We start from the raw sequence: 10,485 nt of genomic DNA, 5'->3' as shown, positions 1-10,485 counted from the left end.
CACTCCGGGTATCTGGGCATACGCGCCGCCGTTTCCGCCGGCACCAACATCACCTTCAAGATTCTGTTCAACGACGCCGTGGCCATGACCGGCGGGCAGAAACACGATGGCGCGTTGACCGTACCGGCCATCGCCCATCAAGTCAATGCCGAAGGGGTCAAGCGCATCGTGGTGGTCAGCGATGAGCCACACAAATACCCGCTGGAGACCGCCTGGCCACCTGGCGTGACATTCCATCACCGTGACGAACTCGACAACGTTCAGCGCGACATCCGTGAGGTGCCAGGCACTTCGGTGCTGATCTACGACCAGACCTGTGCCGCGGAAAAACGTCGGCGCCGCAAGCGCGGTACTTTCCCCGACCCGGCCAAGCGCATCGTGATCAACGACCTGGTGTGTGAAGGCTGTGGTGACTGCGGCGTGAAGTCCAACTGCGTGTCAGTGCAGCCGGTGGAAACCGAGTTTGGTCGCAAGCGTGCCATTGATCAGTCGTCCTGCAACAAAGATTATTCCTGCGTCAACGGCTTCTGCCCAAGCTTTGTCACCGTTGTCGGCGGCAGCCTGAGCAAGCCGGAGGCGGCCGTGCAAGGGCAGGCGGTACCGTTGCTGCCGGAGCCGGTGCGGCCGAAAATCGATGATCGGGTCTACAGCATTTTAGTCGCGGGCATGGGCGGTACCGGGGTCGTCACCATTGGCGCTATCTTGGGCATGGCCGCGCACCTTGAAGGGCGCGGATGTGGCTTGCTCGATATGGCGGGCCTGGCCCAGAAGGGCGGCTCGGTGTGGAGCCACCTGCGTTTCGGCCCCAACCCGCAGTCGATCAAGACCATCCGTATCGCCGCCGGTGGCGCCGACCTGGTGCTGGGCTGCGACCTGATTGTGGCGGGCAACACCAAGACCCTCGCGGCAACGCGCCATGGCAGCACCCACGTCCTGGTCAACACCCAGGAAACCATGCCGGGTGCCTTTACCCGCAATGCCGACATGCAATACCCCACCCAAGCGCTGCGCCGCAATATCGTCGAGGCAGTGGGCCAGGAGCATGCCGAGTTCGTCGATTCCGGGCGCATCGCAACGGCGTTACTGGGCGACAGCATCGCCGCGAACATGTTCATGCTCGGGTTTGCATACCAGCGCGGGCTGATTCCGCTCTCTGCGACCTCGATCGAATCGGCCATCGAACTCAATGGCGCGGCCAAAAAGATGAACACCGAAGCCTTCCGTTGGGGGCGCCAGGCAGCGCTCAACCCGCAAGCTGTCGAGCAATTGCTGGCGGCCAAGGCTGTCGGCCAGGGTATGCGTATTTCACCGCAGCCCGTGAAGACCCTGGATGAGGTGATCGCTGTCCGTCAGCAGTTCCTTACCGCGTACCAGAGCAGCGCCTATGCGCAACGCTACAGCGCTTTGGTCGAGCAGGTGCGTAACGCAGAACAACGGCTCGGCAACGGACGTAGCGAACTGACCCAGGGCGTGGCCAAGTACTACTTCAAATTGCTGGCGATCAAGGACGAATACGAAGTCGCGCGCCTGCATGTAGAAAGCGGTTTCCTCGACCGCGTCTCCCAACAGTTCGAAGGCGACTACAAGCTGGTGTTCAACCTGGCCCCACCGCTGTTTGCCAAACGCGACCCGCACACAGGGCTGCCGAAAAAAAGCGAATTTGGCCCCTGGATCGTGCCGGTGTTCCGCCTGCTCGCCAAGCTACGTGGGCTGCGCGGTACCGCGCTGGATGTGTTCGGCTACTCGGTCGAGCGCCGTCAGGAGCGCGCGCTGATCCAACGTTATGAGGCGGTGATTGCTGAGGTGTTGCCGCTGTTGGAGGACGGTGGCGCGCATTACGACACGCTACTGGAACTGGTATCGCTGCCCGAGCAGATTCGCGGTTATGGGCACGTTCGCGCCAAAGCCATGGCATTGGCCAAGCAGCGCGAAAGCGTTTTGCTGGATGTGTTGCGCGGTCGCGTGATCGCGCTGAAAAAAGTGGCTTGAGACACCTCGGTCGCACCGATTATCAAAGGAGGATAAAACCATGAACTCACTGATCAAACCGCCTGTTATCGCCGCCCGCATGGACGATGTGGCGCCCTTTCATGTGATTGATATCCTGACCCGCGCCAAGCGGCTGGAGGCAGAAGGGCGCGACATTGTGCACATGGAGGTCGGCGAGCCCGACTTCCCGACACCCCCCGCCATCATTGCTGCCGGCCAGGCGGCCCTGGCCAATGGCAAGACCACCTACACCCCGGCGCTGGGAATTCCCGAACTGCGCCAGGCAATCGCCGATTACTACTTGCAGCGCTATGGCGTCACGGTGCCGGTGTCACGCATCGTGGTGACGGCGGGTGCATCGGGTGGGCTGTTACTCGCACTGGCCTGCTTGGCGCAGCCGGGCAAGGAATGGTTGCTGACTGACCCAGGATACCCGTGCAACCGCAACTTCGTGCGCATCTTCGAGGGCGTACCAATCTCCATTCCGGTGGGCGAAGCGCATAACTTCCAGCCTACCCTGGCCGACCTTGAAGCCCATTGGCGTGATTCGACCGCCGGCGCGCTATTTGCTTCACCGGCCAACCCTACCGGTACCATGCTCAGCCTCGAGCAAATCCGCACGTTCGCGGAATTTATCCGCGCCAAGGGCGGGCATTTCATTCTCGATGAGATCTACCAGGGACTCACCTACGACCAGGAATCCACCACAGCACTGCAGTGCTGCGAGGGCGTCTGGATCGTGCAAAGTTTCTCCAAGTACTTCCAGATGACCGGCTGGCGCCTGGGCTGGCTGGTGGTGCCCGAAGGCTATACGCGGCACATCGAAAAGCTTGCGCAAAACCTGTTCCTGTCTCCGTCGGCCCCAGCTCAATACGCGGCGCTGGCGGCCTTTACACCCGAGACGCTCGACTTGGTAGAGACGCGCCGCATGGAATTTCAGCGCCGTCGCGACTTCCTGTCTGCCGAGTTGGCGCGGTTGGGCTTTCGGGTGGTGGCCAAACCGGAAGGCGCTTTTTACATCTATGCCGACTGTTCTGCCTTCACCACCGACAGCTTTGCATTCGCCATGACGCTGCTGGAGGAGGCGGGGGTGGCAACGGGGCCAGGCCTGGATTTTGGGATCAATCAGCCCGAGCGCTATCTGCGCTTTTCCTACACCACCAGCATTGAGCGGCTCCACGAGGCGGTCAGTCGCATCGAGCAATTTTTGCAGGCGCAGGAACGTTCATAAATCGCCTGCAAACGTACAAGGCTATGTGAGGGCGCAGGGGATACAGTCGCCACTAAGGAGAAGGTTACGTACAGGAGGCTTTGCACCCGCACCATCTGCCAGCCCCTTTCGTCCTGAAAAGGGGCGCAGATATAACAATAAGAGAAACCTTTGCCATGAGTTCAGTCCCCTCAAGTGCTGCACCCTCACTTCCCGTTGCACGCCGGCTGACACGCAGCGATTACAAGACGCTGTCGCTGTCTGCGCTGGGCGGTGCGTTGGAATTTTACGACTTCATCATCTTCGTGTTTTTCGCCACCGTGGTGGGGAAGCTGTTTTTCCCCAGTGACATGCCCGAATGGCTACGCCTGATGCAAACATTTGGCATTTTTGCAGCGGGCTATCTGGCAAGACCGCTGGGCGGCGTCGTCATGGCGCACTTCGGCGACCTGCTGGGACGCAAAAAAATGTTCACCTTGAGCATTTTCATGATGGCTGTGCCGACCTTGATCATGGGGTTGCTCCCAACCTATGCGCAGATCGGTATTGCAGCGCCCCTGTTATTGCTGTTGATGCGTGTGATTCAAGGCGCTGCCATTGGCGGCGAAGTGCCGGGGGCCTGGGTCTTTGTTGCCGAGCACGTGCCTCAACATCACGTTGGGTACGCCTGCGGCACGCTGACCTGTGGCCTGACGGCTGGCATTCTGTTGGGCTCTCTGGTGGCTACGGCGATCAACAGTGTTTACTCGCCAGCAGAAGTTGCCGACTACGCGTGGCGAATCCCCTTTTTGCTAGGAGGCGTGTTTGGTTTGCTCTCGGTGTACTTGCGCCGCTGGCTCCACGAAACGCCCGTGTTTGCTGAGATGCAGCTGAGAAAAACCCTGGCTTCCGAGGTGCCGTTACGCGCGGTTTTGCGTGACCATCGTGGTGCCATTCTGATTTGCATGGCGCTGACCTGGTTCCTCTCAGCAGGCATCATCGTGGTTATTTTGATGACGCCGACGGTGTTGCAGACCGTCTACCATTTTTCCGCCACCACGGCTTTGCAGGCTAACAGCCTGGCCATTGTCTTTCTGAGCCTGGGCTGCGTGTTGGCCGGCTCGCTTGCAGACCGGTTCGGCGCCGGGCGCGTGTTTGTGCTGGGCTGTGCGGCATTGATGATCAGCTCGTGGACGTTTTATCACAGCCTGTTCGCCCATCCCGACTGGCTGTTCCCGATGTATGCCGTGACAGGCCTGTTGGTCGGCACCATCGGTGCGGTGCCCTACGTGATGGTCAAGGCATTCCCACCGGTAGTGCGCTTCAGTGGGTTGTCATTTTCCTACAACTTGGCCTACGCCATCTTCGGCGGGCTGACCCCTATGGTCGTTACCTTGCTGCTCAAGGAAAGCCCCCTGGGGCCGGCCTACTACGTGTCGATTATCTGTGCGGTAGGAATAGCGGTCGGCGGTTATCTATGGTCAAAAAATCGATAGAGTGTGCGATGTCTACCCACATGGACGGCACCGCGGTGCCCACTCAGTCTTCATTGCAGCGTATTGATTGGAGGGTGACGCTGCGCGCCCTGGATATCCACGGCTATGCAACGCTCCCAGGGTTGATCAGCGAAGCTCAATGCCTGGAACTGGCTGCAGCTGAGGCAACGGAGGTCACCACCCTGGAAACGTTGAGTGGAGTGGGGGCGGGTTTTTGCCAGGGTTCTGTCTGCATGTTGGTAAACCCTTGTGCTGTCGTTGGTTATTTAGAGGCGTTGTTGTATCCACCGCTGAACCTGCTCGCCAATGTCTGGAGCGAGCGCTCCGGTTCCAGCTATCGTTTCCCGGCATCACCGCAAGCCCTGGTGACGGAATGTGCCGAATGGGGGCAACACCGCACGCTGAGCTATCTCTCTTGCTACGGCGTGGATGACTGCGAGCGGCTGCATCACTGTGTCAGGGGGGAGCAGAGAGTGTTCCCCTTTCAGGCGATTGTGCTCCTATCCCGCGCGGAACAGGACTTTGTTGGGGGGCAATTGTCGATCACGCGCCAGGATGAACGGACCCCTACGGCCTCCTTCAGCGTTCAGGCACAGCAGGGCGACGTGGTGCTGCTGGCGGTCAAACGCAAACCACGCCGTGAAGCGGGCGAATTGGTCTGGTCGACCTTGCGTCATGCTGTCCAACCCGTGCGTTCAGGGCAGCGCAAAGCACTCAACCTTGTGTTTCATCGAGGCAACGGTTCGGACGAGAACTTTTCGCCACCCGAGCGCTACCCGCGTACCGGTCCTGGCGTATCGCTTGCGGATTTCGGTGCTGGCATTGCAAGCCAGGACATCGGCGTTTCGCATAAGTGAATGCCACCTGGCACCGGTTCCTGCGGCGTAAACGCAATCGCCTGCCAAAGGCTAACGAGTAACCTGCCTTCCCATGCGTTCAGGCGTTCTGTCTGCGCCGCCACGCGCCTTTCATCAACCAACTCAGGATTATGAAATGACTCGTCTTCGTTCTTCCCATGGCTTTATGGGGCCGTTTTCTCCCGACGGTAAGTCAAGCATCGCACCCACGCCACCTTGGCACTATGCGGCTGATTTCATCACCATTGAGTGCTGGGTTGAGCCCGAATCCATCGAGCGCCTATTGCCTCCGGGCCTGAATTTGCATCCTGACGAACTTGGGCTGGTAACAGTCTCGTTCGTCGACTGGCAGGCGTGTACCAATGGTGCAGAAGAGTTACTGGACCCGGTTCGCGCCCAGTACAAGGAATGCATCGTGTTGGCCAGCGTCCAGTATGAAGGGCAACTGATGCAGTACTGCCCCTATATCATCGTCGACCAGGACACGTCCCTGGCGCGCGGCTGGGCCCTGGGCTACCCGAAAAAAATCGGTTCGGTCTGGACCACTCGTTCGATGGGGGTCAAATCCATCGCGTCGCCTGGTGAGGAGGCAGGCAGCGTGTTTGCCGGCACCGTCGCGGTCAAGGACCGGCGCGTTGCCGAGGGTCATGTCCGGCTGACTGGGCCTGCCGACGGCTCGGCCGTCACATTTGGCAGTCGCCCCATTGTTGCCTTGCGCCACTTCCCTTCGATGTTCGAGGGTGAAGAAGATCGGCCGGCGGTGTTCGAGCTTGTGCGGCTTCAGGCCGAGAACGTGCAGGCGGGCGAGGTACTTGAAGGCGACGCCACGCTGACGATCTTTGATTCGGTCACGGAGCTGCTGGGCGCGTTGAACCCGATACGCGTGGGACGCGGTTGGCGCTATTCGCTGGCAATGTCGAACCGGACCAACACTCTGCTGCGCGACCTGCGCAACGTTGCACTTGATACTTGCGGAAAAGGCGCCTGAACATGGACCCCTTGGTACTTCAGCGCACCTACCTGGATTTGACGACCCCCCATGTTGCCGACGCGTGCATGCGTTTGGGGATTGCGGTGCGTCTCGCCCCCTCGGCTTTACGCCCAGTGTGGAGTGGCACGCATTTTGTGGGCCGTGTATGTCCGGCCCGGCACTACGGAAGTGTCGACGTGTTTTTAGAAGCCATTGAGACCGCAGAACGGGGCGATGTGCTGGTGGTGGATAACGGTGGGCGCATGGACGAAGCCTGTGTCGGGGATCTGGTGACTCTGGAAGCAAGCCTCGCCGGCATGGCCGGTGTAGTCATCTGGGGGTTGCACCGTGACACGGTTGAACTCAAGGCCATTCGTCTGCCCGTGTTCAGCTTGGGGACGTTGCCCGTAGGCCCGCAGCGTCTGGATCCGCGTGAAACCGAGGCGTTGGTGTCTGCAACGTGCGGCGCTACGTTGGTGACTGCTGAAGACTTCGCCCTGGGCGACGATGACGGTGTGCTGTTTATTCCCTTGAAGCGTGCAGCAGAAGTGGCAGAAGTGGCCACGGCGATCCGTGACACCGAGCGCTACCAGGCAGCGCGAATGCGCTTGGGCAAGTCGTTTCGAGAACAGGCCCGATTCGACACTTACCTGCAATCGCGGTTGACTGATCCTGAACAGACATTCCGCCAGCATTTGCGCGCCTTTGGTGGTGAAATCGAAGAGTAGAAAAACCGCGGTAGCCTGCTCAAAGGAAGGGGGCAGGCCATCAGCGGTATCAGATGGGCAATGCCGAGGTCAGCTTGATCGTCTGCATGGGCACTTCAGTTTTGACACTCTTGACGCCTTTGATCGTTGCCAGGTAGTCACCCTGGAATTTGCGATAGCCGGTCAGGTCACCGGCCACTACCCTGAGCAGGAAATCACAGTCGCCCGCCATGAGGTGGCACTCCACCACCTGAGGGAGTTTCAACACCTCTTGGGTAAAGTGATCGACGGCTTCTGCGTCCTGGCCATTCAGCCAGATCCGTACAAACACCGTCAGGCCAACATCCAGTTTTTGTGCGTTGAGCAGTGCGACGTAGCGCTCAATGATGCCATTGTCCTCCAGCCACTTCACGCGGCGCAGGCAGGGCGACGTGGAGAGCCCTACGTGGTCCGCCAGCTCGATATTCTGCATACGCCCGTCGGCCTGCAACGCGCGCAGGATTCTGCGGTCAATTTCGTCCAGGTTTTTCATCTCTTCAACTCACTCGTCACACTGTGGAAAGTACCAGCGTGAAGGGGCAATACCGAAACTTCTCTTGAAGTGCCTGGACATATGGCTCTGGTCAAAAAAGCCCGAATCTATGGCCGCCTTGGACAGCGTCTGGCCGGCCTGCACCAGTTGTTTGACCTGGCTGAGTCGGCGCGCGGTGATGTAACGGTGGGGGCTGGTGCCAAAGAACACCCGAAAATCTTTGGACAGGCTCCAACGGTCTCGGCCGGCGCAATCCGCGAGTTGGTCGAGGGTGATCGGTCGGTCCAGGTTGTCGTGAATGTATTCGCGTGCCCGCAGTGCAGCGGCGAAATGGTGGGCAGGCCGTGCCGGACGCTGACCGGTGACGGCGGCGAGGGTCATCACGAAATTGAACAGCGCATCGTCTTCTGCCAGGGGGGCGAGTTCATGGGCATGCAGGAGTTCGAATACCGCTGAAACCAGGCGCGGGTCACGGGAAACCCCGCTTTTCAAGAATGGCAACGGCTTGCCCTTGACGATGCGCTGAACCAGCGACGGCGGCACGTAAAGGCCTTGGTAGCGCAAACCCGTGTCCGTTCCAGCGCAGCCATCGTGCATTTCGTCCGGGTGCAGAATCATTGCCTCGCCGGGGACGCAAACGTTGGACTCGCCGCGGTACTGGAAGCGGTGCGCGCCGTCCAGCGTCATGCCGATCGCATAGGTGTCGTGCTGGTGCGCGTCGAACGCATGAGCCACGAAAAACGCCTCGAACCGCTCCAGCGATGAGGTCTGAGGAGCATGTTTAACCCAATCTGTTGTCGAGCGTTGATCGTGCATGATGGCGCACCACTCAGTGATTTTTCGAATTTTACGCCTGTGCATCGGGTCATGGCTTGGACGTTTGTGGGTGATGTGGCAGGCCGGCTAGCGTTGTCGATTGCCTGTCGTTGTGGCGAACCGACTGCGGTAGGCCGCTGGTGTCGAGCCCACCTGCTGGCGAAAGAGGCGCGTGAAGGAACTAGCGTTCTGATAACCGACCTGATTGGCGATCTCCTCGATGCTCAAGTCGCTGCTTTCGAGCAGGGTCATGGAGATCTCGATACGCAGGTTTTGCAAATAGGCTAGGGGTGTTGTGCCCAGCACGCTGTTGAAGTGGCGTATCAGCGTACGCACGCTGACCGACAACGCCGAAGCAAGCTCGGGCAGGCTGATGTCCTCGGCAAAATGCTTGAGCAGCCAGTGCTGTGCCTTGGCAACCATGGTGTCGCTGTGCACGGTTTCCATCTGCAGGGGCAGATAAGGCAGTTGAGTGGTCTGGCTGGTGTCGATAAGCATCGTTTTGGCGGTCAGGGTCGCGGTATTCGCGCCGCAGAAATGCTCGACCATCCGTACCCCTTGCAGCAGATACGAGGCATTGGCGCCAGCGCACCACAGGCGGTCCTCCTCGGTCACCATCGAGCGCAATTGCAGGTTCACCGCAGGGTGGCGCTCGCGAAACAGCCGTTCCAGCCACCAGGTGGTTGTGGCCTGACGACCCTGCAACAAGCCGGTCTCGGCGAGCAGGAAGGTGCCTGTGCAATTGGCGGCCAGCACCGCACCTTCGCGCCATTGCGCCTTGAGCCACTCCAACTGCGGTACAGCGCTTTCGAGCATCTGTTCGAAAGCGTCATGCCCGGCGTAGTACAGCCCCGGAATAAAGATCATGTCGACCTTCTCTTGCGGCAGCGGGGTGGCGATGTTCAACGCCAATCCATTGCATGCCGTGACGGGCTTACCCTTGTTCGACACGAACTGCCAGGAAAAAGGCCGGGCAATGGCTTTACCGGTCTTGTGTTGCTGGCGACTGAGGTGCGCATTGGTGACATGGAAAACGTCGGCGATGCCGGCGAGGCTCGAGGCATAACAGCCATCGAGAGCCAGAATGGCGACGCGTAGCGGGGCGATTTTCATAATGGCAAATTACGCATAAAAATAGTCATTAATGCCAATTTAGCACCACCATCCGCTTCCGTACAGTGAGCTCATCAGCCATTGACCGGAGCTTCCATGAACGTACTGATTGTCCACGCGCACAACGAGCCGCAGTCATTCAACACGGCCATGCTCAACCTTGCCGTGGAGGTGTTAAGCGGGCAGGGGCATGAGGTGGTCGTGTCTGATTTGTACGCGATGAACTTCAATCCCGTTGCCAGCGCCGGCGACTTTGGCCAGCGAGCCAACAGCGAGCACCTAGTCTATGCCTTGGAGCAGCGCAACGGTTACACCACCGGCACCCTCGCGCCGGACATCCTCGCTGAACTGGACAAGATCAAGCGCGCCGACCTGATCATTTTCAACTTCCCGATCTACTGGTTCAGCATGCCGGCGATCATGAAGGGCTGGTTCGACCGAGTGTTCATCTCGGGGTACTGCTATGGCGGTGCACGCATTTATGACCGCGGCGGCTTGAAAGACAAAAAAGCCATGCTTGCGTTTTCGCTCGGCGGCCAGGACCACATGTTTGGTCCGGGTGCTGTGCACGGTGAACTGGAAACTTTGTTGCAGCCTATCCAGCGCGGCGTGTTGGGCTATGTCGGCCTCACGGTTCTGCCGCCGTTCGTAGCCTTCCATGTGCCCTATATCAGCCAAGCGGCGCGTGAGGACTACCTGGCGCAGTACCGCGAGCATCTGAAGACCCTGGATCAGCGTCCGTCGCTCGAGTTTCCGTCGCTGGATGACTACGACGAAGTTCTGCGCCCTAAACATTCGGCGGCTCACGCATGACGG

Annotated in this window: 10 protein-coding genes; 7 read left to right on the top strand and 3 right to left on the bottom strand. The window is 59.6% G+C overall.

Features of this window, described 5'->3' with window-relative positions; translation table 11 throughout:
- From WBR57_RS28070 to WBR57_RS28045, 6 genes are all read left to right on the top strand, one after another.
- A partial coding sequence (locus WBR57_RS28070) for an indolepyruvate ferredoxin oxidoreductase family protein (protein ID WP_424088486.1) occupies positions 1–1,989 on the top strand: 1,989 nt, incomplete at its 5' end.
- A 40-nt stretch (positions 1,990–2,029) separates the two neighbouring features.
- Positions 2,030–3,220 (top strand): pyridoxal phosphate-dependent aminotransferase, encoded by a 1,191-nt coding sequence (locus tag WBR57_RS28065; protein WP_122539281.1) that lies wholly within the window; start codon positions 2,030–2,032, stop codon positions 3,218–3,220.
- Positions 3,221–3,375: 155 nt separating this feature from the next.
- On the top strand, positions 3,376–4,674 hold the full coding sequence (locus WBR57_RS28060) for an MFS transporter (protein ID WP_122539280.1): 1,299 nt from the start codon (positions 3,376–3,378) through the stop codon (positions 4,672–4,674).
- 8 nt (positions 4,675–4,682) lie between these two features.
- The gene (locus tag WBR57_RS28055) at positions 4,683–5,531 is read left to right on the top strand and encodes a 2OG-Fe(II) oxygenase (RefSeq protein ID WP_163003154.1); all 849 of its coding nucleotides are present in this window, start codon (positions 4,683–4,685) and stop codon (positions 5,529–5,531) included.
- A gap of 136 nt (positions 5,532–5,667) precedes the next feature.
- Complete coding sequence (locus WBR57_RS28050) at positions 5,668–6,519, top strand: acetoacetate decarboxylase family protein (protein ID WP_122539278.1); 852 nt, start codon at positions 5,668–5,670, stop codon at positions 6,517–6,519.
- Between the two features lie 2 nt (positions 6,520–6,521).
- The gene (locus WBR57_RS28045; protein ID WP_122539277.1) at positions 6,522–7,229 is read left to right on the top strand and encodes an RraA family protein; all 708 of its coding nucleotides are present in this window, start codon (positions 6,522–6,524) and stop codon (positions 7,227–7,229) included.
- A gap of 49 nt (positions 7,230–7,278) precedes the next feature.
- Here the strand turns inward: WBR57_RS28045 and WBR57_RS28040 are convergent, their stop codons facing one another.
- The 3 genes from WBR57_RS28040 to WBR57_RS28030 form a co-directional block, all read right to left on the bottom strand.
- Positions 7,279–7,740 carry an Lrp/AsnC family transcriptional regulator gene (locus WBR57_RS28040; protein WP_122539276.1) on the bottom strand — a complete coding sequence of 154 codons (462 nt, stop codon included), beginning with the start codon at positions 7,738–7,740 and terminating at the stop codon, positions 7,279–7,281.
- A 9-nt stretch (positions 7,741–7,749) separates the two neighbouring features.
- Positions 7,750–8,556, bottom strand: coding sequence for a helix-turn-helix transcriptional regulator (locus tag WBR57_RS28035; protein WP_154950120.1), 807 nt, complete (start codon positions 8,554–8,556; stop codon positions 7,750–7,752).
- Between the two features lie 87 nt (positions 8,557–8,643).
- The gene (locus WBR57_RS28030; protein ID WP_122539275.1) at positions 8,644–9,669 is read right to left on the bottom strand and encodes a GlxA family transcriptional regulator; all 1,026 of its coding nucleotides are present in this window, start codon (positions 9,667–9,669) and stop codon (positions 8,644–8,646) included.
- 96 nt (positions 9,670–9,765) lie between these two features.
- Between WBR57_RS28030 and WBR57_RS28025 the strand changes: the two genes are divergently transcribed.
- Positions 9,766–10,482: an NAD(P)H-dependent oxidoreductase gene (locus tag WBR57_RS28025; RefSeq protein WP_122539274.1), complete on the top strand. Its 717-nt coding sequence runs from the start codon at positions 9,766–9,768 to the stop codon at positions 10,480–10,482.
- The last annotated feature ends 3 nt before the right edge of the window (positions 10,483–10,485 follow it).

Source organism: Pseudomonas sp., assembly GCF_049590575.1.
Taxonomy (GTDB): Bacteria; Pseudomonadota; Gammaproteobacteria; order Pseudomonadales; family Pseudomonadaceae; genus Aquipseudomonas.
This window is presented reverse-complemented; position numbering and strand designations above follow the sequence as displayed.